The sequence below is a fragment of the Corallococcus sp. BB11-1 genome (assembly GCF_026626625.1).
In the GTDB taxonomy this organism is placed as follows: domain Bacteria; phylum Myxococcota; class Myxococcia; order Myxococcales; family Myxococcaceae; genus Corallococcus; species Corallococcus soli.
In genome coordinates, this window is sequence record NZ_JAPNJY010000028.1 from 849035 (window position 1) to 872136 (window position 23102).

Annotated in this window: 17 protein-coding genes and 2 pseudogenes; 13 read left to right on the top strand and 6 right to left on the bottom strand. The window is 68.5% G+C overall.

Features of this window, described 5'->3' with window-relative positions:
- Positions 1-160 precede the first annotated feature (160 nt).
- From OV207_RS24620 to OV207_RS37820, 4 genes and pseudogenes are all read left to right on the top strand, one after another.
- Positions 161-724 carry a hypothetical protein gene (locus tag OV207_RS24620; protein ID WP_267557591.1) on the top strand — a complete coding sequence of 188 codons (564 nt, stop codon included), beginning with the start codon at positions 161-163 and terminating at the stop codon, positions 722-724.
- Positions 725-820: 96 nt separating this feature from the next.
- On the top strand, positions 821-1042 hold the full coding sequence (locus tag OV207_RS24625) for a hypothetical protein (protein WP_267557592.1): 222 nt from the start codon (positions 821-823) through the stop codon (positions 1040-1042).
- Positions 1043-1134: 92 nt separating this feature from the next.
- Positions 1135-2484, top strand: coding sequence for a hypothetical protein (locus tag OV207_RS24630; protein WP_267557593.1), 1350 nt, complete (start codon positions 1135-1137; stop codon positions 2482-2484).
- A 243-nt stretch (positions 2485-2727) separates the two neighbouring features.
- Positions 2728-3054: pseudogene (locus OV207_RS37820) on the top strand (IS5 family transposase); the annotation flags it as partial.
- A 136-nt stretch (positions 3055-3190) separates the two neighbouring features.
- Here OV207_RS37820 and OV207_RS24635 read toward each other — a convergent pair.
- The 3 genes and pseudogenes from OV207_RS24635 to OV207_RS24645 all read right to left on the bottom strand — a co-directional run.
- Positions 3191-3382: pseudogene (locus OV207_RS24635) on the bottom strand (transposase domain-containing protein); the annotation flags it as partial.
- A gap of 92 nt (positions 3383-3474) precedes the next feature.
- Complete coding sequence (locus OV207_RS24640) at positions 3475-4179, bottom strand: hypothetical protein (RefSeq protein WP_267557594.1); 705 nt, start codon at positions 4177-4179, stop codon at positions 3475-3477.
- Entirely contained in the window at positions 4176-5261 is a 1086-nt protein-coding gene (locus OV207_RS24645; RefSeq protein ID WP_267557595.1) for a glycosyltransferase family 4 protein, read from the bottom strand. The genes OV207_RS24640 and OV207_RS24645 overlap by 4 nt, the downstream gene beginning before the upstream one ends.
- Positions 5262-5325: 64 nt before the next feature.
- On the opposite strand from OV207_RS24645, the gene OV207_RS24650 reads away from it, so the two are divergent.
- The 3 genes from OV207_RS24650 (at position 5326) to OV207_RS37690 (ending at position 12540) form a co-directional block, all read left to right on the top strand.
- On the top strand, positions 5326-6456 hold the full coding sequence (locus tag OV207_RS24650) for a glycosyltransferase (protein ID WP_267557596.1): 1131 nt from the start codon (positions 5326-5328) through the stop codon (positions 6454-6456).
- Between the two features lie 225 nt (positions 6457-6681).
- Positions 6682-8076, top strand: a complete 1395-nt coding sequence (locus tag OV207_RS24655; RefSeq protein WP_267557597.1) for an undecaprenyl-phosphate glucose phosphotransferase — start codon at positions 6682-6684, stop codon at positions 8074-8076.
- Positions 8077-8196: 120 nt separating this feature from the next.
- On the top strand, positions 8197-12540 hold the full coding sequence (locus tag OV207_RS37690; RefSeq protein WP_324291562.1) for a hypothetical protein: 4344 nt from the start codon (positions 8197-8199) through the stop codon (positions 12538-12540).
- Positions 12541-12683: 143 nt separating this feature from the next.
- Here OV207_RS37690 and OV207_RS24670 read toward each other — a convergent pair whose 3' ends face one another.
- Entirely contained in the window at positions 12684-15479 is a 2796-nt protein-coding gene (locus tag OV207_RS24670) for a vitamin B12-dependent ribonucleotide reductase (protein WP_267557598.1), read from the bottom strand.
- Between the two features lie 614 nt (positions 15480-16093).
- On the opposite strand from OV207_RS24670, the gene OV207_RS24675 reads away from it, so the two are divergent.
- Positions 16094-16429 (top strand): (2Fe-2S) ferredoxin domain-containing protein, encoded by a 336-nt coding sequence (locus OV207_RS24675; RefSeq protein WP_193429153.1) that lies wholly within the window; start codon positions 16094-16096, stop codon positions 16427-16429.
- A 69-nt stretch (positions 16430-16498) separates the two neighbouring features.
- Here OV207_RS24675 and OV207_RS24680 read toward each other — a convergent pair whose 3' ends face one another.
- Together OV207_RS24680 and OV207_RS24685 are read right to left on the bottom strand one after the other, a co-directional pair.
- Positions 16499-17212: a Bax inhibitor-1/YccA family protein gene (locus tag OV207_RS24680; RefSeq protein ID WP_193429154.1), complete on the bottom strand. Its 714-nt coding sequence runs from the start codon at positions 17210-17212 to the stop codon at positions 16499-16501.
- Positions 17213-17290: 78 nt separating this feature from the next.
- Positions 17291-18760, bottom strand: a complete 1470-nt coding sequence (locus OV207_RS24685; RefSeq protein ID WP_267557599.1) for a hypothetical protein — start codon at positions 18758-18760, stop codon at positions 17291-17293.
- Positions 18761-18992: 232 nt separating this feature from the next.
- Here OV207_RS24685 and OV207_RS24690 point away from each other — a divergent pair, with 232 nt between their 5' ends.
- The 5 genes from OV207_RS24690 to OV207_RS24710 all read left to right on the top strand — a co-directional run bounded on the left by OV207_RS24690 (position 18993) and on the right by OV207_RS24710 (position 23042).
- Positions 18993-19442, top strand: a complete 450-nt coding sequence (locus OV207_RS24690) for a hypothetical protein (RefSeq protein WP_267557600.1) — start codon at positions 18993-18995, stop codon at positions 19440-19442.
- A 289-nt stretch (positions 19443-19731) separates the two neighbouring features.
- Entirely contained in the window at positions 19732-20226 is a 495-nt protein-coding gene (locus tag OV207_RS24695) for a hypothetical protein (protein WP_193429156.1), read from the top strand.
- A gap of 37 nt (positions 20227-20263) precedes the next feature.
- A complete protein-coding gene (locus OV207_RS24700; RefSeq protein ID WP_267557601.1) occupies positions 20264-20647 on the top strand; it encodes a hypothetical protein in 384 nt (127 codons plus the stop codon).
- A gap of 111 nt (positions 20648-20758) precedes the next feature.
- Positions 20759-21292 carry a hypothetical protein gene (locus OV207_RS24705; RefSeq protein ID WP_267557647.1) on the top strand — a complete coding sequence of 178 codons (534 nt, stop codon included), beginning with the start codon at positions 20759-20761 and terminating at the stop codon, positions 21290-21292.
- Positions 21293-21302: 10 nt separating this feature from the next.
- Entirely contained in the window at positions 21303-23042 is a 1740-nt protein-coding gene (locus OV207_RS24710; protein WP_267557602.1) for a hypothetical protein, read from the top strand.
- The last annotated feature ends 60 nt before the right edge of the window (positions 23043-23102 follow it).

Below are 23102 nucleotides of genomic sequence, written 5' to 3' on the forward strand. Positions count from 1 at the left end.
GGATACCGATGATCCACGCGCTCCCGGAAGCAGAGACACCGTCGTTGCGCACTCAAAGACAGGCAGCTACAGACGCGGACCGTCAGGGAGCAGGCTGGGCATCCGGACTGGCCGTGTATCTTCCGCCAGTCCCACCATTTTCCTGGCCTATGATGTGCGCATGAACCCATCCCTTCCACGCACGGTGCTCGCGGTCTGCGTCTGGAGCGTGCTCGCCCCCGGTTGCTACTGGCTTCCCGACGCCGAGGCCGAGGGAGAGTGTTGGGGGAACCACCTGGGGAAGAGCGTGCGGTGGCCCATCTTCAAAGATGGATCCTGGTTGGAGCGAATCGCAGCCGACAGGGGCGGAAAGGACCAGGTCCATGTGCATCTGGAATATGAAACACCAGGCATCGATGACGACGTGGAGGCTTTCGGCGTGGACATCCGCCTGGAGGATGGGGCGCTGATCGAGAGGCCGAACACGACGAAGCTGGTGCCGAAGGGGGATTATGGGATGGGCCCGCAGGACGAGTCGGTGGTGACGGAATGGTCAGGCAGGGTCTACACGTCGGAGGAAGCAAGAACCGGCTACATCCGGCCAGGACGCCCGGCGGAGGGTTCTGTGACCTTCGAGCGGGTGAATAACATCCAGGTGAAGGGACAGTTTGTCTATCTCTATCTGGATGGAAGCAAGTTGACTTGCACGTTCGATACACCGAAATACTCGTCAACAGAATCATGATTCAAGACATTCCAGGAAGATTCCGAGTGCTGCTTCGATGGTTGATTTCCTGTTCTGCTCTTTGTGCTGACTGGATGCAGCAGCATCGCGAGATCGGTGGCTCTCAGCACTACCGGCAGCGAAAATGTTTTGGGTCCTGCCCGGCTGCTCGGCCATTTGCGCCGTCAGGAGGCTCCAGAAATGTCCTTTGACGAATTCGGCCACTGGTTATTTACTTGGCACCCCAAACTTGACCTCGCGCCGATCGATTTCATCGGTTCAACGAGTTGCCTATTGCTTCTCGAAGAGACGACCGGCAACGATACCAGTTTGTCGTGACGGGCGGGAGACGTTTCTGTGAGCTGGAGGCTACGACGCGCCCGCCCTGTATTCACATCTGCACGCAGGCCAATACGGTGGAGGAATTTCAAATGAAGGCGCTTCTTTTGGGGCAACGTGGAGACGTCTCCGGCAACCTCATGTGGTACATAGAATTTCCGCACGACCTTGAATCCGCCCTTTCCCAAGGTTTAGCTGCGTTAAGGGCAAAAGGATATTGGGCGAGTGCATTTCCGGAGGGCGATGGAATCACGTTTCGAAAGGACCCGGAGGATGCGGTCCAGGCTCTTGTCGATTTCCGGGCCTGTCTGCCCTTCCTGGAAATCGAAGCCGCGAAAGAAGGATCGGCCCTTACGGCCCAGCTAGCCGCAATTGTGGGGGCCGAACTCATTGACTGCATCTGCCTTACGCCGATCGAGGGATTACGCCTGTTGGCACCGGTCGCGGATGGCAATACCCGCATCCATCCACCCGTCGATGGTGAGGAGGTCCCACTGTCTGGACATCCGTGGGGAGCTATCCTGTGTGACGAGAAGGAGGCGGATATCACACCGGGCTGGCATCCATACCTAAAGAATACAGACGGCACCGCCAAAATGCTGGGTTATCCCCTTATTGAGCGTAAGCTCAAAATACCGGCCTCACTACTCCTTGAGGCAGCGCAATCAGTGCGGGGGCAGGATAAGCTAATTGCCTTCGTAATCGAGGATGCCGACAGCGCGGTCGACCCTATACGTCTCGCCTTTTGCAATTGGCATCGGCTCGAATACATTCCGAACAAGGCGGGCTGGGTTGGTGAATTCGCTGAAGTCTACATTAAGCCTCAAACGCGCCGTTACAAGCCAAACAACTATGGCGGAAAACCTTCGGTGCTGCGTGTCAGTAACAACTGGTTGGGCCTCGAGGTGGGGGAAGAGGCGAGTATCGAGTTGGCGCCATACTCCGACGTTATCGACGGCGCGCGCACCGACGAAATGGCTCTGGCGATGAAGTCGGCGATCCGATCAGCAGGCCGTGCCTTTTACCTCGTCGACCCCGAAGCCGCATTCCTGCACATGGTTTATGCGATCGACGGCCTCTGTAATCCCGGCAAGCGCAAAGGAAGCCAACAAAGATTCTGGATATGCGCGAGCGCCGTCGCGGCGGATGAGGTTGATTTCAAGGCGCTGTATGCGAGGTATAGTCGCAGCTATAAGGTCAGAAACGGCCTCGTCCATGCTGGTAAGACTTTCGCGGCTTTAGGCGAAGACCCTGTTATGCACCTTCAGGCCATGATGGATGTCCTTGTCCGCATTCTGAAACAATGCGTGATTCTCGGCGAAGCTACACGTAGGGAATTTGTCGACCATGTGAACAAGCAGTTGCAACGTCCCGAAATCTATCAAGCTCAAAGAGACATCCTCCAGGCCGAAGACATCGCGAGCATCAAAGCCCTACTCTAGGCGGACAAAATGTTTGCCAGTATCAAGGCGAACCGAAGCACCGAGTGACATTGACTTGCGTGCAGCTGCCAGTGCGTCCGCTGAAGCGACGGTCCAGTGCCTTTGCCCAGGTCGCTTCAGCTAGGAGCTGTCCCTGATCTCTGGTCCGAAAGTCAACCCGGCGGATCAAACACCCGAGTTGGACCTGGCGTCAGAAGGCATCCGGAGGTTGCCAGCCAGCGTCGGACGTGAACAACGCTGGCTGTGCGCCGACATGAGCTGAGCGATGTCGAGTGGAGCCGCATCGAGCCCTTGCTGGGCTCGCGCAGCGGCCCTCCCTCGAAGCGTGGGGACCGCGACTTCATCAATGCCGTTATCTGGCGAGTGAAGACGGGAGTGCAGTGGCGGGACCTGCCTGAGCGATTCGGCCACTGGAAGACGGTCTACAGCCGCTTCCACCGCTGGGCGCAGGCCGGACGCTGGGAAGCCATCTTCAAAGCCTTGAGGCTTGAAGTCGATGAGCGCGGCTCCCTCGCGGACGCCTCCGTCGTCCGAGCACACCAGGACGCCTCGCGCGGAAAAGGGGGGGGCCGAAGAAATGCTCGGGGTGTTCTCAAGGAGGTTTTTCAACGAAGGTTCACGCCGTCACAACGTAACCGTCCGGCCAACGACGTGCCGGATCGCTTGAGGGCGGACGGAAAGCGTGCTCGGCGAGTGGTGCGACGGATTAAGACGCGAGGCGTTGGGATGCGTCGGCGGCGCGCAGACGCTTCCACGCATGCGGCAGCAGCTCGCCGATGCGGGCGCTCGGGTGCGTCTGGACACGCAGCAGCACGTCGGCGAGGTAGTCCTCGGGATTGACGCCATTGGCCTCGCAGGTGGCGACCAGCGCGTAGAGGCCGGCGAGGTTCTCGCCTGCGGCCGTAAGTCATAATTGCAAGTGTGCGCTATTGGCTTGAATGCACTTAGCAGCTTGGTATTTGTGTTAACACTGTGTTCTGAGATTTTCTGTTAGGCTTTGATTTTCTTAAATGCTGCCCGTAGCGCATCTGCTAGGTTGCGTCTGTTCATGTGCTGGTAGTTGCCTTCTTTGTCGACAACTTCGAAGTCCATTGCGCCGCACCACATGTTGATTCGTCCGTAGCCTGGGGCTCGTGCGTACATGGAGTCATTGCCGGGGGCGGCGTGTTTCGCCAAGTTCATCCGGAGGAGTTCGATCATTCGGAAGACGGGTTCAAAATGGTCCCATTCGTCGTTGGATTTGTTGCGAAAGGCATCGTCGTCTCGATAGCGCTCAAGTTGCTGCTTCTTGACGTCTCTCGTGAAGTTGATGTCATCGTCAGTTCCGAGTTTTTCTAGCACGACATTGATTCCACCGTTTTTGTGCCATTTCTTATAGCTGTAAATTCGGTCTCGCCAGATTCGCATGACTTCGTATAAGGCAAATGTCCACATTTGAGAAAGGGCTGAGACGGTCATCGCTGTCTCTAGAGGTGTCTTTTCGATTTCATTGTACTCGCGGAGGAGTTCGTGCTCCCATTGTGTGATGAGTCCATCTGTGATTCCGATGTTCATCCCTTGCATTCCCAGGAAGAGATCGTCTTCAAATATTGTTAGGGAGCGCCAGTGCATTGTGAGAATTGAGAAGTCAATGTCGTCGGCGTGTTCGTAGTCGATGTCTTCGTCTGTGTCTTCAGGGAAATCGTTGTCGTTCATGGTGTTTCGTGAGTGGTTGCGCTGGAGTGTGGTTGGTTTTTTGTGCGTCGGTAAACATTTAGTGTGCGTAGGGCACAGTCTTCCCAAGTGAACCGCGCGGCGCGCTCTCGGCCCAGCATTCGCAATTCCCTGCGCAGGGCGTCACCCCGAAGCACACGCAGCGTGGCATCACGCCAAGCAAATGCGTCGTTGGGATCCAGCCGTAATGCCGCATTGCCCACGACTTCCGGCAACGCTGTTGCATCCGCAGCTATCACAGGGCACCCGGCCGCCATGGCCTCCAAAGCCGGCAACCCAAACCCCTCGTACTTCGAAGGCACCAGCAGCACCGCCGCCGCCCCGTAGAACAGTGCCATCTCCGACTCCGGCAACTCCTCCAGGTCGATGACGTTCTCGTGCAGCCCCGTCTCGTGAGCCACCGCGCCCTTGCCGGCAAGCAGCACCAGGGGCACCGGCAGGTCCGCCGCGAACTTCCCCAGCATCGCCAGGTTCTTGAACGGCTTCGCGTTGCCCACCACCGCCACGTACCGCTCCGGCAGCTCATGCCGTTCCCGGAACGCCTTCGCCTCACCAGCCGAGGGTGGCTGGAAGCGCGGGTCCACGCCGTTGTGGATCACCTGGAAGCGGTACGGCGACATCTTCAGATACTTCCCCAGCTCCTCCCGGGAGAAGTCAGACACCGTGATCAACGCCGACGCCGTGCGCGCCCGCGGCCCCACCACCGCCTTGTAATAGATCGCCTGCACCGGCGTGTACTGGTCCGCCAGCGCCAGGTGGTTCGCGTCATGCAGCGTCGCCACCAACCGCCCCGGCCAGAGCAGCGGCAGCGAGAACGACGTCGCGTGGAACAGGTCCGGCTTGAGCTTCGTCAGCTCATACGCCAGCAGCGGCTGCTCCAGTGGCGTCAGGTAGCCCGCCCGGGAGCGGTGCAGCGGAATCCTCGGCGTCAGCTCACCCAGCCCGTCCGGCAACCCCTGGGCCGGGACGAGGGCGGAGAACTCCAGGTCCGGGGCGAGCCCCGGCAACCTTCGCGCCAGCTCCAGCGCGTAGCGCGCGATGCCGTGGAGCTGACCGCGCACCATTCGCAGGTCAAGAAGGACAGAGGGCACGTCCCCTGGCCTACCACACAGTGCTAGAAGGCGCCCCGTGAAGGTCGCCCTCGTCCACGACTGGCTTGTCACCCACCGCGGCGGAGAGCGCGTCCTCGACGCCCTCTGCGAGCTGTACCCCGACGCGGACCTCTACACCCTCATCCACCAGCCGGGCAGCCAGCCCCCGCGCATCGAGAACCGACGCATCACCACGTCGTTCCTCCAGCACATCCCCGGCATCCACGCGCGCTACCGCCACTTCCTGCCGCTGTTCCCCCACGCCATCGAAGCCCTGCGCATCACCGGGGACTACGACCTGGTCCTGTCCTCCAGCCACTGCGTCGCCAAGGGCATCCACGCCCCGCCCGGCGTGCCGCACCTGAGCTACGTGCACGCGCCCATGCGGTACATGTGGGACCTGTTCGACGACTACTTCGGCCCCGGCCGCGCCAGGCTCCCCGTGCGCGCCGCCGCCCTCGCCGTGCGCCCCTACCTCCAGGCGTGGGACCGCGCCTCCACCGACGGCGTGGACCGCCTCGTCGCCAACAGCCAGCACATCGCCGGGAAGATCCAGCGCTTCTGGGGCCGCGAGGCCTCCGTCGTCCCGCCCCCCGTGGAGCTGGAGCGCTTCACCCAGATGCCCCTCCAGGGAGGAGGGCAGGGCGGCTACTTCCTGTGGCTCGGCGCCTTCGCCCCCTACAAGCGCCTGGACGTCGCCCTGGAGGCCTTCCGCACCCTCTCCACGCCCCTGTGGGTCGTGGGCACCGGCCAGGAGGCCGCGCGCCTCACGTCGGGCCCGCTGCCGCCCCACATCCGCTTCCTCGGCAACGTCCCGGACGCCGCGCTCCCCGCCCTCTACCGCGACGCCCGCGCGCTCCTCTTCACCCCCGAGGAGGACTTCGGCATCACCCCCCTGGAAGCCCAGGCCACGGGCCGCCCCGTCATCGCCTTCGGCAAGGGCGGCGCCCTGGAGACCGTCACCCCCAGGACGGGCCTCTTCTTCCCCGAACAGACCCCCGCGTCCCTCGCCGCCGCCGTGCGCCAGTTCGACGCCTGGGAGCCCTCCTTCCGCCCCGAGGACGCCCGCGCCCAGGCCGAGCGCTTTGGCCGCGCCCGCTTCCAGCAGGCCATCCAGGCCGAAGTGGACACCCTCCTGGGTCTGACCCCGTCCTCCCCGGCGGTGTGACAGGGCTGTCCGCCCCGTCCCCACTTTCCCGAGGCCCGTCCGCCGTCTCCCACCCCGAGTGTTGGCTGCCCTCCGGGGCAACCCGTTGGTTTTACGGGAAAAGCCATGCTAGGACGCCGCGCGGGGGGCGGTGTCGGGCAGGTGACGAGGCCCTGACTTGAGGGTGCGCGTCTTGCAATGGAAGCGGCGGTTTCCCCCCCCGTCCTTCCGACAGGAGTCACCGCGGTGTTCGGTCGCCTGCAGCGCTTCTACACGTCCATCAAGGTCGCCGCCGACGCGGGGATGCTCGCGGTGGCGTTCGTGCTCGCGTACTTCACGCGCTTCAGCGGCGTCATGCCCGTCACGGAGGGCGTCCCTCCGCCGGGTGAGACGTTCGTCTCGCTGCTGATGGTGCTGATCATCTTCCCGGTGACGTTCCAGCAGGCCCGGCTGTACGCGACGAACCGCTCGCGCACGCACATGGGGGAGCTGTTCGAGCTCTTCAAGGCGACCATCACCGCGACGCTCGTCCTGGTGGCGGTGACGTACTTCATCCGCGAGCGCTATTCGCGACTCACCATCGCCATCTTCGTCGTCTACGCCTTCACGCTCATCGCGCTGTCGCGGCTGGCCTTCCGGCACGTGCTCAGCGAGGTGCGCCGGCGCGGCTACAACCTCAAGTCCATCCTCGTCATCGGCGCGGGGGACCTGGGGCTGCGGACCATCGAGACGGTGGAGAGCCACCGCGAGCTGGGCTTCCGCGTGATGGGCGTGCTGTCGATGGCGGAGGAGAAGGTCGGTCAGTGGGTGGGCGGCGTGCGCGTGGTGGACCACGTGAAGAACGTGGAGGCGTACCTGGATGCGCACCCGGTGGATCAGGTCATCATCGCCGTGCCGCTGGAGGACCAGGCGCAGGTGAAGCCGCTGATGGAGCAGCTGGCGCTGCGCACGGTGGACGTCAAGGTGGTGCCGGACCTGTACCAGTACATCACCCTGTACGGCGGCCTGGAGGAGTTCGGCGGCCTGCCCATCATCAGCCTCCAGGGCGACCCCATGGACGGCTGGAGCCGCGTGGCCAAGCGCGTGTTCGACGTGCTGTTCTCGCTGCTCGCCATCCTGGTGAGCGCGCCCGTGATGGCGGTGACGGCGCTGTTGGTGTGGGTGACGAGCCGGGGGCCCATCCTCTACCGCCAGGAGCGCATGGGCATGGACGGGCGCACCTTCCCCATCCTCAAGTTCCGCACCATGCGCATCGACGCGGAGGTGCAGGGCGCCACCATGGCCAGCGCCGTGGACGCCCGCCGCACGCCGGTGGGCACGTTCCTGCGCAAGTACTCGCTGGACGAGCTGCCCCAGTTCTTCAACGTCCTGCGCGGCGACATGAGCCTCGTGGGGCCCCGGCCGGAGCGCCCCGTCTTCATCGAGGAGTTCAAGCGCCAGATTCCGCGCTACCACCTGCGCCACAAGGTGAAGGCGGGCATCACCGGCTGGGCGCAGATCAACGGCCTGCGCGGCCAGACGTCCATCCAGAAGCGCATCGAGTACGACCTGTACTACATCGAGAACTGGTCGCTGCTGATGGACCTGAAGATCCTCCTGCGCACCGCGCTGGGCGGCTTCCTGTCGAAGAACGCGTACTGAGTCCCCGGGGCCCACCCGGGCCCGCGCGTTGGACCGAGCAGGCGGGCAGGGAAGGCGCGGAAGTCGTATTTCTGCGCACCCTCTCCACCTGCCGCGAAGCCGTCTAGAATCCGTCGGTACATGGCCGACAAGCTTGGAATCACCCTGGTCCGCAAGGGCCTCCTGACGCAGGCGCAGCTCGACCAGGGGTTGGGCGTGCAGCTCATCCACGGGGGCCGGTTGGGCACCCGGCTGGTGGAGCTGGGGTTCCTCGACATCGAGACGGTGGGCATGGTGCTGGGGGAGCTGACCCACTTCCCCGTCGCGATGGAGGCGGACTTCGACGCCGTCACGGAGGCGACGCTCAAGCTGCTGACGGCGGACCAGGCGGAGAAGCACCAGGCGTTCCCGCTGGCGGTGGAGGGCCGGCGGCTGAAGGTCGCGATGGCGAACCCGCTGGAGCTCCAGACCACGGACGCGCTCGGGTTCATCACCGGGATGCGCATCGTGCCGTACGTCACGCCGGAGCTGCGGCTGTTCCAGTACCAAGCGCGCCACTACGGCATCGACCGTCCGCACCGGGCCCTGCCGGCGCCCGCGCCCGTGCCCATCCGGCGCTCGGTGTCCGTGGCCACGGTGCCGCTGCCGCCCATGCCGGCTCCCGCTGCCGCTGCCGCCCCGGTGCGTCCGGAGCCGCAGCTGCCCGCGATGTTCGGGGGGCTGGCGCCGGGACAGTTCCTCAGCGACGACAGTGACGACTCGGCGGCGGAGGACGCGGTGCCGGAGATCGCCAGCGCGTCCGGCTTGTCCTTCGACAGCCCGGAGGAGGAAGAGCTTCCGCAGATCGTCATGGGCGAGCCGGTGCGGCCGCCGCCGGGGAACGAGGCGTTCCGTCCGGGTGGGGTTCCCATGCTGGAGCCCGCGCGTCCTCCGGTGATCGCACCGGCCCCGGCCGTGGCGGCGCCTCCGGTCGTGACGGCGCAGCCTCCGGGCATGGTGGTGCGGCAGGGTGGGCCGCCGGTGCTCGCGGGCCCGGGTGCGCCTCCTGCCGGGCCGGGTGGAGCGCCTGCGCGGGCGATGCCTCCTCCGGGAGCGCCGGGGTCACCTCCGCCTGGGATGGTCGCGCGCGGGGCGCCGGGGCCCGTGGGGGCTCGTCCTCCGTCAGTGGTGGGGATTCCCGCGGTGGGTAAGCCGCCGCCTCCGGGGATGCGCGCGGGTCCCCCGGGAGGGCCGGGACCGGCGATGCCGCCGCGTCCGCCAGGGCCTCCGGGGGCACCCCTGCCTCCGGGGATGGTTCGGGCGGGACCGCCTCCGGGACCGGGGGGCATGCCTCCGGGAATGGCGCCCCGGCCAGCTCCGGGCGCTCCGCCTCCTGGAGTGGCGGCTCCTGCTGGCGCGGGGCCTGTTCCTCCGGGGCCTGGGCGGCGTCCGTCGTCGGTCACGGGGATCCCGGTCGCGGGTGCTCCTCGCCCTGGAGGACCGCCGGGGGCTGTGCCTCCGAACGCCGCGCAGGGCAGGCCGGTGGGGCCGCCGCCTCCTGGCGCACCTCCGCGACAGGGACCGCCCGCTGGTGCTCCGTCATCCGTCGCGCAGCCTCGTCCGGGACTGGCGGGACCGGGTGGGATGCCGGCCGCCGCTGTTCCCGGTAGCGCTCCCGTGCTTGCACAGGGCGGAGCGGGTGGGGCGAATGCCCTCGCGGCTTCCTCTGTGGGGGGAACGCAGTCCGCTGCTGCTCCGATGACGGCGCCTGCACAGGGCACGGCTTCCTCTCCGGGAGGAATGCAGTCCGCTGCTGCCCAGGCGGCGCCTGCGCAGAGCGGGGCGAATGCCCTCGCGGGAACGCCTCCCGGGAGTGCCTCGCCAAGCGCTGCTGCCCAGGGCGGGGTGGGTGTCATTGCTGGGGCGCTGTCTGGCGCCTCGCCTGGTTCCTCCGGCCAGGGTGGGGCGAATGTCATTGCTGGGACGCCTCCTGGACCGTCGAATGGTCTTTCAGCCCCATCCGTGGAGAGCGTCGCCAACGCTGCTTCCCGGAGTGGGCCCGTCGCGGGAACTCCTCCGGTTGCGCTCGCTCAGGGTGAGCTTGGGGCCGCGGGCTCCGATGCATTGTCAGACATCGCGGATGACTGGTCTTTCGAGAGCGCTCCTGGGGGCGCCTCCGGTGGGACGTCGGGCGTCCCGGTCGCGGCGAATCCTGCCGCGAACACCCTCCCTCGCACCGAGGCAGGAATCACAAACGCCAGTCCTGGCGCGGCTCCCAAGGCCCAGCCCCCGCCGCTGTCCGACCTGGTGCTGGAAGCCGAGCTGGTCGAAGACGAAGACGACATCCTGATCCCCGAGTCGTTCGACGCCGAACCCGAGTCCTCTCCCGCACTGGCCGCTGCCCCCTCCGCGAAGGCTCCCACGCCTCCCGCCGTCCTCGCCGGGGACGCCCTCGACTCGGACATCCTCGAAGACGTGGACGTGACGTCGTCCGGTCTGCACGAAGTCCCGGCGCCAGAGGTGGCGGAGCAGGGCTGGGATCTCTTCACGGAAGAATCCCCGGTCAGTGAGGCTCCTGCGCTGAAGGGCGCGGCGACGGCGGAGGCGAGCCCGAGCCCGGCAGCCCCCATCCAGGCACCGTCAGGCGACGCATCCTCCGCCAGCCACGACGGTGGGTTGTTCGAAGCGATGGAGTTCGAGGACCTGCCCGACGCGCCGCCATCGCAGCCAGAAGTGCGCGAAGCAGCGGCACTTCCCGCACCGGCTGCTGTCGAAGTCGAGGAGCCGGTGCCCGCCGTTCTCGACGCGTCTGTCTTCACGGCCCCTCCGACCTCCTCCGAGAAGGAGCAGTTGGCGCAGTTCGACCCCTGGCTCGCGCCGGATGACGCGCCGGTGCCTGCTCCTTCCGGCACGCCGGCCCCCTCCGAAGCCGTGGCGCTCCCGCTCGAAGTCACGGCGCCTCCGGTCGTGGTTGCCCCGGCCGCGCAAGACGTCGATGCCGATGCGCTTGAGTTCAGTCTGGCGGGGGAGTCGCCCCGGCCGCCCGATATCCTCCCACCTCCCGCCGTCGCGGCGCCGGAGTCCGCGGAGCCGTGGCAGGTCGCCGTCGCGCCGAAGGCCGCCGCGGAGCCCACCGAGACGGCACTTGCCTCGGAGACGTCCCCGTCCACCGAGGCTTCGCGAACCGAACTTCCCGAGGAGTTCGACGTCGCGCTGGTCACTGATGCGGAACCGCCTCCGTCAGCTCCGCCAGTCCTCGCGGCGGAACCCGTGAGCGTGGAGCCCGCCTCCACGGCGCTCCCTGTCACCACGGAGCCCGAGTCCGCCTCCAAGGCGCTCGCTGTCTCCACGGCGAACTCCGAGCCCGTCTCCGAGGTGCTCCCCGTCACCACGGCGGAGTCCGAGTCCGCCTCCACGGCGCTCGCTACCTCCACGGCGAACTCCGAGCCCGTCTCCGAGGTGCTCCCCATCACCACGGCGGAGTCCGAGCCTGCTTCCAAGGCGCTCCCTGTCACCACTGCGGCGTCGGAGCCCGCATCCACGGCGCCCGCCGCCATGGCGGTGGAGCCCGAAGCCGTGACCTCCGAGCCGGCTCAGGCCCTGGAGGACTCCCCCCGCGACACGGAGCCCCAGTCGCCCACCGTCCCCGAGGACACCGCGCCACCGAAGCCGCGCCTCGTGGTCGCGCCGGCTCCGGCGCGCGAGCGGACGCCCATCTCGCTCGACGACCTTCCCGCGTCCTCCGAAGAGCCCATGCAGCTGGCCTCCACCTGGGAGTTCGTGGGCTGGCAGGGCGGGGAAGGGGAGGGGCCCGTGGGTCACAGCGCGGAGACCACCTGGGCGGACCGCGTGGTCGACCTGGAAGTCCCTGCCACGTCCACGCCGGCCGCAAGCGAAGGGGGCGTGGCGCTGGCCTCCGCGTGGGAGTTCATGCAGCACCCCTGGCAGCCGCAGGCCTCCGAGTCGCTCGACACCGCCCAGGCCCTGCTCGCCGCCGCCAGTGCTTCCACCGACACGCCCCCGAACGGCCCCACCGTCACGGCGGATCAGGTCCTCAGCGCGCTGGACACCGCGGACTCGCAGGGCATGGTCGGCAAGGTGCTGCTGGCCTACAGCGCGGGTCGCTTCCGCCGCGCCTTCCTGCTGGGAGACAGCTTCGGACTCGCGCGCGTGGGCCGCGCCTGGGGCCCGGGCAGCGAGCGCCCGGAGGTCACCGCGCTCAAGGTGGACCTGGACGCGCCGTCGCTCCTCGCGTCCGCGCTGAAGGGCCCCAGTCCCAGCGTCTTCAACGCGCCGCAGGGCCCCCAGGACGAGGCCATCTTCTCCGCGCTGTGCGAGGCCGAGTCGCACCTGCTCGTCTTCCCGCTGCACGCGCGCGGTCAGCCCGTGGCGTTCTTCGTCGCGGAGAACGGGCCCGCTCCGGTGGAACTCGACATGCTGGAGGAGTTGGGCCGCATCGCCGACCGGGCCGTGGAGATCTGCACCCGTCTCCACCGCTTCCCGTGAACCCGCCGCATCGCTGAGAAGACGAAGGGCCCCGGCGCCAACGCAGCGGCACCGGAGCCCCTCCCACCTTCATCCCCGGCGCCACCGCCGCGAAGTAGCGCTGGCGGTGCCCCCTCGGGAGGAGGGCACCGCCGTCAGGCAACCTAGCTGCAGCCGCTGGTGGTGCCGCAGTTCGCGCACTTGTAGCAGGCGCCGCTGCGCACGGTGATGGCGCCGCAGGTGTGGCAGGGCGGGGCGTCCGCCTGGTTCAGGTACGTGCTGCGTGAGCTGCTCATGGCGGACAGCTGCAACGTCTGCGTGGGCACCGTGGCCTGGGGCGCCTGCGCCGGACGGGCCTCCACCACCGGCGTCACCTCCGCCTCGTCACCGCACGGCGCGGTGGGCAGGAACTTCAACGACAGCCACCGGAAGATGTAGTCGGTGATGGACTTGGCGATGGGGATGTTCGGGTTGCCGGTGAAGCCGCTCGGCTCGTAGCGGGTGTGGCAGAACTTGTCGGCCAGCACCTGCATGGGCACGCCGTACTGAAGCGCCAGCGACACGCTGGTGGCGAAGCCGTCCATCAGGCCGCTCACCACCGAGCCCTCCTTCGCCATCACCACGAACAGCTCGCCCGGCGTGCCGTCCTCGTACATGCCCACCGTCAGGTAGCCCTCGTGGCCCCCGATGGAGAACTTGTGCGTGATGGACTGCCGCTCGTCCGGCAGCCGGCGCCGGTGCGCCTTGGGCTCGGGCGTCACCACGGGAACAGCCTCCGCCGCCACGCGCGGCGCGTCCCTGGGCTTGTCCTGGGAGGTGTTGAGCGGCTGCGTGCGCTTGCACCCGTCGCGGTACACGGCGACGGCCTTCAGGCCGCTCTTCCACGCCTCCAGGTAGGCCTTCTCGATGTCCTCCACCGTGGAGTCCGTGGGCATGTTCACGGTCTTGCTGATGGCGCCGGAGAGGAACGGCTGCGCCGCCGCCATCATCTCGATGTGGCCCATCCAGTGGATGCTGCGCTGGCCCTTGGAAGGCTTGAACGCGCAGTCGAACACCGGCAGGTGCTCCGGCTTCAGGTGCGGCGCGCCCTCGATGGTGTCGTGCTTGTCCAGGTACGCGATGATGTCCTGCGCCTGCGTCTGGGGATAACCCAGCTTCTCCAGCGCGAGCGGCACCGTCTGGTTGACGATCTTCAGCATGCCGCCGCCCACCAGCTTCTTGTACTTGATGAGCGCGATGTCCGGCTCGATGCCGGTGGTGTCGCAGTCCATCATGAAGCCGATGGTGCCCGTGGGGGCCAGCACCGTCACCTGGCTGTTGCGGTAGCCGTGCTCCGTGCCGCCCGCCAGCGCGTCGTCCCACGCCTGCTTCTGCGCCTGGAGCAGCTCCGCGCTCACCCCGTCCGCCTGGAGCTGGTAGGCCGCCTTGCGGTGCTTGCGGATGACGCCCAGCATCGGCTCCGCGTTGTTGCCGTAGCCGGCGAACGCGCCCTGCTTCTGGGCGATGCGCGCGCTCGTGGCGTAGGCCTCGCCGCACATCAGGGACGTGATGGCCGCCGCGTAGTTGCGGCCCGCGGGCGAGTCGTACGGCAGGCCCGTGGCCATCAGGAGCGCGCCCAGGTTCGCGTACCCCAGGCCCAGCGGGCGGTAGTCGTGGCTGTTCTTCGTGATGCGCTCGGTGGGGTAGCGGCTGAAGCCGACGATGATCTCCTGCGCCAGCAGCACCACCGACACCGCGTGCTTGAACGCGGCCACGTCGAAGCCGCCCTCCAGCGTGCGGAAGTGCATCAGGTTCAGCGACGCCAGGTTGCAGGCCGAGTCGTCCAGGAACATGTACTCGGAGCAGGGGTTGGACGCGTTGATGCGCGCCGTGCCGGAGCACGTGTGCCACGCGTTCACCGTGGTGTCGTACTGGAGGCCCGGGTCACCACACAGGTGCGCTGCCTCCGCGATCTCCCGGAACAGCTCCCGCGCCTTGTACGTCTCCATCACCTGGCCGTCGCGCACCGCGCGCGTCTGCCACGGGCCGTCGCTCACCACGGCCTTCATGAAGTCGTCCGTGACGCGCACGGAGTTGTTCGAGTTCTGGAAGTAGACCGACCCGTACGCCTCGCCGTTGAAGGACGGATCGTAGCCCGCCTCGATGAGCGCCCAGGCCTTCTTCTCCTCGTTCGACTTGCAGCGGATGAACTCCAGGACGTCCGGGTGCTCGGCGTTGAGGATGACCATCTTCGCCGCGCGCCGCGTCTTGCCACCGCTCTTGATGACGCCCGCGAACGCGTCAAAGCCGCGCATGAACGACACCGGGCCGGACGCCGTGCCGCCACCCGCGAGCAGCTCCTTGCTGCCGCGCACGGTGGACAGGTTGGTGCCCGTGCCGCTGCCGTACTTGAAGAGCATGCCTTCGGTGCGGGCCAGCCCCAGGATGGACTCCATGTTGTCGTCCACGCTGTTGATGAAGCACGCCGAGCACTGCGGGTGCTCCTCCACGCCCACGTTGAACCAGACGGGCGAATTGAAGGCCGCCTTCTGGCGCAGCAGCAGGTGCGTCAACTCCGCGTGGAACGCCTCGCGGTCCACCGCCGACGCGAAGTAGTTCCCCTCCGTGCCCCAGCGGGTGAGGGTGTCCACCACGCGCGCCACCAGCTTGCGCACGCTCGTCTCACGCTCGGGCGTGCCGGGCGTGCCCCGGAAGTACTTCGACGCCACGACGTTCGTCGCCAGCATCGACCAGGACTTGGGGACCTCGATGTCCTTCTGGTCGAAGACGACCTTGCCGTCCTCGCCCTTGATGCTCGCGCTGCGGTACTCCCACGCCAGCTCGTCCGCGGGGTCCACCCCGGGCGTCGTGAAGAAGCGCTCCACGGTCAGCCCCGTCGTCGTCGCCGCCTTCCCCTTCACCTTCGCCCCGCGACGCTCCTTGCCCCCCACCACCGCCTTACCGCCCAGTTCCTTCTCCATGACGCCCACCTCCAGATTCACTGAGAGTACGGATGCGAAATTTGCAGAATCGCCAACGCCGCGAGATCCCAGGGGATTGGTTGATCACCGAAGGACAGAAAGGGGCGACGTCCGGATGCATCAAGGAGGCAGGTTCCAGCGGTCCCGATGCTGGACTCCGGGCCCGGGCCTGACTGCCCTCCCGCCGGGCGGGCGGATCCATATGATCGCTCACGGGGTCCGTCAAACATCACCTGCTCCCACCACAGATTGTATTCAAAATCCGCTTACATACTTCATTTTGGGGGTCCTCCGTCAGGCGAACACCCGGGGCGCTGCTCACCTGCGCAGGGGGTGTGGGCTTGACCCAAGGCTGATCTAGGAACCCCTCATGCCGGTGGCAACCAATGCTTTGCTGGCAATGTAGTGTCATGACACTACAAATTCAGGCTGGAGGGGGAGGGGCTTCGGCCAAGGGGTCGTGATCACTGGCGGATGTTTGCTGTCAGTCCGTGCGCCCAGCCTAGGGCCGGTCTCCCGCCGGGGCGAGGAAGGGGCGTGGCGGGAGGGCCTGGGACGGTCGGTTGCTGAACGGCGGCGTCGATTTCGACGCCCGGCCGCGTTAGGAGGCCGACATGCCTCCTCCGTTCGAACGTCACGTCTTCGTCTGCACCAACCGTCGCCCGGACGGGAACCCCAAGGGTTGCTGTGCCACCAAGGGGGGGGAGGAGGTCCGCGCCGCCTTCAAGGCGGAACTGGACAAGCGCGGCCTCAAACGCGGCATGCGCGCCAACGCGGCGGGCTGCGTGGACACCTGCGCGTTCGGCGTCTCCGTGGTCGTCTACCCGGAGGGCACCTGGTACGGCGGCGTGAAGGTGGAGGACGTGCCCACCATCGTGGAGGAGCACCTGGTGCAGGGCCGCCCGGTGGAGCGGCTCCTGATGCCCTTCAACAAGAAGGCGGAGCGCTGAAGGCGACTCCCCCGGAAGGGAACCGCCTCGCGCCCCGCCTCGGGGTTCCGCGATGCCTTGGGCCTTGGGCTAGCGGCGCTTGCCCAGCAGGCGCATCAACGACAGGAACAGGTTGATGAAGTCCAGGTAGAGCGTGAGCGCGCCGACGATGCTCACCGTCGCGGTGCTCTTGAAGCCGGTGCCCGCGTGGTACTCGCGCAGCTTCTGGATGTCGTACGCCGTGAGGCCCGCGAAGATGAGCACGCCCGCGCACGCGGTGACGAACGACACCGCGTCATTGCGCATGAACAGGTTCACGACGCCCGCGATGACGATGCCGATGAGGCCCATGTAGAGGAAGGTCTTCCAGCCGCTCAGGTCCTTCTTCGTGACGGTGCCATAGACGGCCATGGTGCCGTAGACGGCCGCGGTGATGAAGAACACCTGCGCGATGGAGCCCGCCGTGTAGATGAGGAAGAGCACGGACAGCGTCACGCCCGTCAAGGCCGAGTAGCCCAGGAAGAGCGCCGCGGCCACCGGGCCGGAGATGCGGGGCGCCAGGAACGACAGCGCCATCACCACGCCGAACTGCACCAGCAGGAGGCCCATGCGGTACTGCGCCACCGCCTGGAGCATCGCGGGGTTGGCCAGCGTCAACGCCGCCATGACGCCCGTGAGGGCCAGGCCCGCGAACATCCAGCCATGCACGCGCGTCATGAACGCGCGCTGCGACTCCTGCATCAGCACCGAGTCCACTTCGCTCGCCCGCCCGCTGTGCCACCCACCAGAAGATTCCCACGCCATGTGCTTGCGTATCCTTTCGTGCCGGGACGGCTGCCCGGCCGCTCTGTGTCGATATAACGCGACCCTTGGGGGGACGCTCTAAAGGGCCTTCCAGGCCAACAAAAGCTTCGCGGCGACTTCCGTGGTGATGAGCGGCAGCACGCCCCCTCCGCCCACGATGTTGACGATCTCCGACATGGAGCCCCGGCACACCCCGCCCCAGGCGGGCTGCTTCGTCAGGCCCACCGACGCATAGGCCGAGTAGTCGACGAAGAACGACGTGGGCAGCACGCTGTTCTGCCCGCAGAGCAGGTGCTCCTCCGGCTGGGTGTCCACCACCTCCTGCACCACGAAGCCGCCGCCCTGGGTGTCCGCCGCCGCGCGCGCGCAGAGCTGCTCCCACGTCAGGGACTCGCCGTAGGCGCCCCGGGTGCGCTCCTCGTACGGCACCGTCCCCACGGAGCGGCCCAGGAACACCGCCTTGCCGCCGTAGTCCCACGCGCGCTTGAGCACGAAGCGCGCGGGCTCACCGGCCACGCGCGCCACGATGTCGTCCACCTTCGCGCCGTCCGGGCCGGTGCCGGGGCCATGGCGGAAGGACCGCGTCCACGGCACCGCCGCGCGCACCGCCTCCAGCTCGTCCGGGGTGAGGCCCGCGCTGTCCGCGAGCGCGGGCTCCGTCAGTGCCTGCGACAGGAGCGCGAACGTCGTCTTCACCTCCACCTGCGAGGCGGGCGGGTTGAGGAACACCGCCTTCTTGCCGGGCACCGTGCCCAGGAAGTCCTCCACCCACGGGGCGGGGGACTGCTCCAGCCGGCGCACGAACAGGTGGCGGTAGACCAGGTCGTACGCCTTGCCCTTCACCGTGAACGCGTCGTCGCCGGACACGTCCTCCGGGTGCACGATGTCCGCGTCCGCGCCGAACTCGCGGAAGCGCTCGCACAGCCAGCGCAGCTCCGTCACCTGCGCGTCGTTCTTGCGGCACAGCAGCGCCACCGTGTCCGGCAGCTTCCCGTCGCGCTCGGCCGCGTAGCCGTCCAGCAGCGCGCGGTAGAGCGCCAGCGCGTTGTTGCCGTTGAGCGTCTGGAGCGCCGCGAGCCCCTTCTCCGGGTAGCGCAGGTGCCGCGCGACCACTTCAATGAAGGTGCGCGCCGCGATGTCCGAATAGCCCTGCATGGCCGGGATGGTGGCGTTGACCTCCAGCGCCCAGGGGCGGCCCCCGGACACGAAGTAGTCCACGCGCGTCGTCGCCAGCGTGCGGCTCTGCTCCCAGGTGCGCTCGGCCAGCGTGCGCTCCAGGGGGGACAGCGAGCCGAGCAGCCGGTCCGGGTCCTCGCCCGCGAGCACCGCGCGCGCCATCTTCAGCGTGGCGGACGCCAGCTTCGCGGACAGCAGCGCGCGGCGTTTGATCTCCTCGGCGTCGAGGATGACGGGCGTGGCGGTGATGGGGATGGGCTGGGTGCTGCCATCCTGCTTCGTCACCGCGAGGCCGCGCTGGTAGGCCAGCTTCGCCAGCTCCGGTCCGAAATAGTGTGCCTGCCTGCGCAGGACATCCATGAACTCTTGCACGCGCGGAACCTACGACCCCTGGGGCTCGTGGGTCCACAACCCGCGCCCCGCCACCCTGTTCCCCAGGTCGGCCTCCTGGAGGCAGACGTCCGGAGGGCGGCCGGGCGTGGGGCGGCCCCACCCCGGGAGGCCATGTCGCATTGGAGGACCCCAGGGCGCATCCGCTCCTGGCTTGCGCCCGGAGACGAGGTCGCTTAAAACAACTCAGTTGCTTCTCTGCGATTGAGTGGATGTGAGCCGCCTCCGACGCCACCCCAGCACGAACCGCCCCGTGTCGCGCCTGTTGGCGTGGCAGTGGGTGCTCGTGTGCGTGCTGGCGTACGTGGGCAGCGTTCTCCACTTCGCGCTCGTGCAGCACACCACGTGCCTGGAGCACGGGGACGTGATGCACGTCAGCGATGGTTCGGCGGGCGCGGAGGGGGCGGCTTCCCAGGCTTCCCAAGCTTCCTTCGACGACGCGCGCGTGGCCCAGGCACCCCAGGAGCAGGCCGTGCCGCATGGCACGGAAGCCCATTGTCAGCATGCCTCCCTGCGCCGTGAGGCTCCGCCTCCGGCCGAAGCCGCCCCGATGCTGGTGGCCGTCTCCACGCGTTCCAGTCCGGCGCTGGCGGTGTTCCGCTTCCACGCGGCACCCGTCGCCCTGCTGAGACTCGCGCCCAAGCTGTCGCCTCCGCTCGCCTGATTCCAGCCCTCGAGGCCCGTCGTTCCCGCCCGGCGTGTGTCCGCGGTCCGGGAGGCGCCAGGTGCTCCGGAGCCCTCGCTCGCGCGCGTTCCCGTCGCTTGACGTGACGTGATGCCAGCGAAGGGCCTCCGGGCTGCTCCGGTCGCGAACGCTCGCGTGCCTCGTCCCCGCTGAGCCCCTTCCAGGCCCTGTCACGTCCCTCGTTCGGCCGTCCCCTTCCGGGGCCGGGTTCGACGTGGGCGTGCACGGACTGGTGTCCCCGCAGTCCATCCCCGTGGAGTTCCAAACCATGAAGAACAAGCTGCTGTCCGCGCTGCTCCTGTCCGCGTCGCTCCTCGTGTCCGCGTGTGGCGATGACGCCGAAGTCGAAGGCTCCGGCGATGAAGAGGGCTGCGAGCACCTGCAGGAAGGCCCCGCCGTCAGCGTCACCGCGGTCGCCTCCGGCGCGGGGCCCGCCGTGAGCAACAACCACTCGCGCTACGACATCACGCTGGTGGACGTGGCCGGAGGCAAGGGTGGCGCGGTGTCCTTCGCCGTCTCCGAGGCCACCGACTACATCCTCTTCACCAACGCCCCGGTGCCGGTGAAGGTCACCAACGGCAGCGGCGCGACGGTGGAGTTCGAGGAGAGCACCAACAGCTCCGAGACCTGCACCGACATCCAGGGCCGCCACGTCGTGCCCCTCACGGTGGGCACGCACACGCTGACCTTCGGGCCCTCGACGCTGTCCTCGGTGTCGCTCGTCATCGAAGAGGGCGGCGAGCACGACCACGACCACGAGTAACCGCCTCTCCCTTCGCAACCCCCCTCAGGAGTCAGACATGGGTGTCTTCCAGCAGTTCCTCGACGACAAGCAGATCTCCCCCGCGGTGCTGCTGCGCCGCTCCCGCCAGCTTGAAGCGCAGTCGGCGGAGGACCGGGTGCTCAAGCGCAAGCGCTCCGCGCACCGCCGTGAGAAGGAGGGCCAGCAGAAGCCCTACGCGGAGAAGGGCCTGGACAAGCCGCGCAGCGGCCGGGGCCTGAGCGAGCAGCAGCTGGCCGCCGCGCGCGAGGATCGCCCGGTGTCCCCGCGCGTGCGCTCCAAGCTGGTGCGCGCCGTCAACGCGCTGCTCACCAAGGGCGGCGGCGCGCCCGCGGATGCGAAGGCGCTCTTCGGCGAGGTGGCCGCCCGCGTGGGGCCCACGACGAAGAAGGCCGCGAGCTAGTCCCCCCGTCTTCCCCCGAGGCGCCCCATGTCCCCGCCGCATGCCGTCCCTGCTGGTGCCGTACTCCCCTGTGACGTTCGCCGTGATGGCGACCGTCTGTTCGACGTGGCCATGTGGTGCCTGGGCCAGGACGTGCGTTGCCCGGAGGGCAACGTGCTCCTGCGCCACGGCCTCGTGCGCACGCCGCGGCCTCCGGGCGCGGAGGGGCAGAGCGCGTACCAGGGGCGGCTGGCGGACGGGGGGCGCCTCACGCTGTGGGGGTTCGGCGCGCTGTGTGAGTCGTGCGGCGCGAAGCTCTTCGTGCCGCGCGACGGCTTCGTACCCCGGTGGGTGGAGGGCCCTGGCGCGGGGGCCGCCGCCTTCCGCGCGGAGGACGTGGGCGCCTGGCGGGAGGCCGTCACCGGGCCGGAGCGCCGCGCGGTGCGGGCGGGGCTCGCGCTGCTGGCGGACTGGCTGGCGGACTACGAGGCCTGGGTGGCGCGGGACGTGGGGCTCGGCTGGCGGCGCGCGTGTCTGTCCGCGCGTCGCAAGGCGTCGCCCCAGCCCGCGGAGGAGTTGTCGAACGCCTGGAGGCGGATGGCCGTGCGCGTGCGCGCGACCGACGCCGGAGTGCAACACCGTACCGCTCCGATGCTCGGAGCGTGAGGAGGACACCATGCTGGCACGACTGTTCCGAGCCGATGCGCCGTCCGTCCATGCCCACGTCCCGTGGGAGGACCTGCCGGACGAAGCCCTTCCCACGCCGCCGCTGTGTGACGGCTATGGGGAGGCCCACCTGCCGGTGACGACGGAGGTCCCGCTCGCGCAGGCCTACTTCAACCAGGGCCTGCGCCTGCTGCACCTGGGCTGGGCCCTGGAGGCCCGCCGCGCCTTCGCGGAGGCGGCGCGGCAGGACCCCTCGCTCGCCATGGCGTGGTGGGGGCTCGCGCTCGCGCGGGGCCCGGGGGCCCGCTTCGCCGCGGGCCGCGCGGAGGCCATCCGCAAGGCGCTGGTGCTGGCCGAGGGCGTGACGGACCTGGAGCAGCGCCTGGTGGTCGCCGCCAGCCTGCTCGCGGACAAGGGGCCCGCCAATGGCCGGCATGCCTTCGTGCGCGAGATGGAGTGCCTCGTCGACCGCTACCCGGAGGAGCCCGAGCCGCGCCTGCTGCTCGCCGGCTTCTTGCTGGATGGCTACGAGGCGGACGGACGCCCCGGCCAGGGCCAGCCGTATGCGCAGTGCCTGCTGCGCGACCTGCTGCGCACGCACCCGCGCCACGCGGGCGTGCACATGGCGTGGGTCCAGGCGTGGCTGCCGAGCGCCCGACCGGAGATGGCGCGCGAGAGCGCCGAAGTCCTCCCGACGCTCGCGCCCTCGGGCAGCCCCGCGCTGCTCACCGCCGGGCGCCTGCTCCTGCGCATGGGCCGCGTGGCGGAGGCGAACCTCGTCCTGGAGGCGGCGGTGGCGGCGGACGACGTGTACCTGGCCCGCGAAGCGCTGCCCCTGGAGGTCGCGCCCAGCGCGGACACGGCGCTGCGCCTGTTGAGCGAGGGCTGCGCGGAGGTGGGGCAGTACCGGGGCGCCCAGGCGTGGGCGCGCAAGCTGCGGCAGCGCGTGGAGGCCGCGGGCGCGCAGCCCCAGGCGGTGCTCTTCGCCGCCACCACGCTGGTGGCCGCGCACCTGCGCTTCGGCTTCTGCCGGGCGGCGGCGGACGTCCCGATGGAGCTGGGCGACGCCGCCACCGTCGCGGAGCAGGGCCTGCGCGACGCCGTGCGCCTCTATGCGCGCGGGGCCTGCGCCCTGGAGACGGGACGGCTGGGCGACGTGGAGCGAGCGTGCCTGTCGCTGGACGCGCTGGTGGAGGCCCTGTCGGAGGTGCCCCGCTCGGAGGGCCGCGCCCTGTGTGCTCGCGACGTGGCGCGCACGATTGAAGTCGCCGCGCAGGAGCTGCGGGGCACGCTGGACGCGCGTCGCGGGGACTCCGGCCGCGCGGAGGCCGCGCTCACGAGGGCGTTGCGCCTGGAGCGGCGCCTGCGCCCCGTGGGGCCCGCGCTCTTCTGCCGGCCTCCCCGGGAGACGCTGGCCCGCGTGCGCCTGCGCTCCGGCCGCGAGGAGAAGGCGCTGGAGCTGGCGCTGGAGTGGGCCGGGGAGCGGCCCGGGTGTGGCCACTGCATGCTGCTGGTGGCGGAGGCGCACGTCGCCTGCGCGTGCATGCCCGAAGCGGCGCACGACTACGCGGTGGTGTTGGACCTCTGGCGCGACGCGGATCCGCACCTGCCGGGCCTGCAACGCGCGCGGGGCTTCGCCTCGGGAGGAGGCCGCGGCCGCGCCGCGCTCCGGCGGGTCCCGGACGTGCCGGTGGACACGGCCACCGTCCCCCGGGGCGGGGAAGGGCCCTGGAGCGTGCATGGGGCGTGAGCGTCCGCGCGGCCGTGCTTGACGGGCGCGCGGGCTTCGCGTCACTAGGAGGCACCCGCC

Excerpts from the sequence above, each read along its gene's own strand:
- OV207_RS24630 (WP_267557593.1), top strand. The coding sequence starts at position 1,135 with ATGAAGGCGCTTCTTTTGGGGCAACGTGGAGACGTCTCCGGCAACCTC.
- OV207_RS24620 (WP_267557591.1), top strand. The coding sequence starts at position 161 with ATGAACCCATCCCTTCCACGCACGGTGCTCGCGGTCTGCGTCTGGAGC.
- OV207_RS24640 (WP_267557594.1), bottom strand. The coding sequence starts at position 4,179 with ATGAACGACAACGATTTCCCTGAAGACACAGACGAAGACATCGACTAC.
- OV207_RS24680 (WP_193429154.1), bottom strand. The coding sequence starts at position 17,212 with ATGGCGTGGGAATCTTCTGGTGGGTGGCACAGCGGGCGGGCGAGCGAA.
- OV207_RS24710 (WP_267557602.1), top strand. The coding sequence starts at position 21,303 with ATGCTGGCACGACTGTTCCGAGCCGATGCGCCGTCCGTCCATGCCCAC.
- OV207_RS24675 (WP_193429153.1), top strand. The coding sequence starts at position 16,094 with ATGCCTCCTCCGTTCGAACGTCACGTCTTCGTCTGCACCAACCGTCGC.
- OV207_RS24700 (WP_267557601.1), top strand. The coding sequence starts at position 20,264 with ATGGGTGTCTTCCAGCAGTTCCTCGACGACAAGCAGATCTCCCCCGCG.
- OV207_RS24670 (WP_267557598.1), bottom strand. The coding sequence starts at position 15,479 with ATGGAGAAGGAACTGGGCGGTAAGGCGGTGGTGGGGGGCAAGGAGCGT.
- OV207_RS37690 (WP_324291562.1), top strand. The coding sequence starts at position 8,197 with ATGGCCGACAAGCTTGGAATCACCCTGGTCCGCAAGGGCCTCCTGACG.
- OV207_RS24705 (WP_267557647.1), top strand. The coding sequence starts at position 20,759 with ATGTGGTGCCTGGGCCAGGACGTGCGTTGCCCGGAGGGCAACGTGCTC.
- OV207_RS24645 (WP_267557595.1), bottom strand. The coding sequence starts at position 5,261 with ATGGTGCGCGGTCAGCTCCACGGCATCGCGCGCTACGCGCTGGAGCTG.
- OV207_RS24695 (WP_193429156.1), top strand. The coding sequence starts at position 19,732 with ATGAAGAACAAGCTGCTGTCCGCGCTGCTCCTGTCCGCGTCGCTCCTC.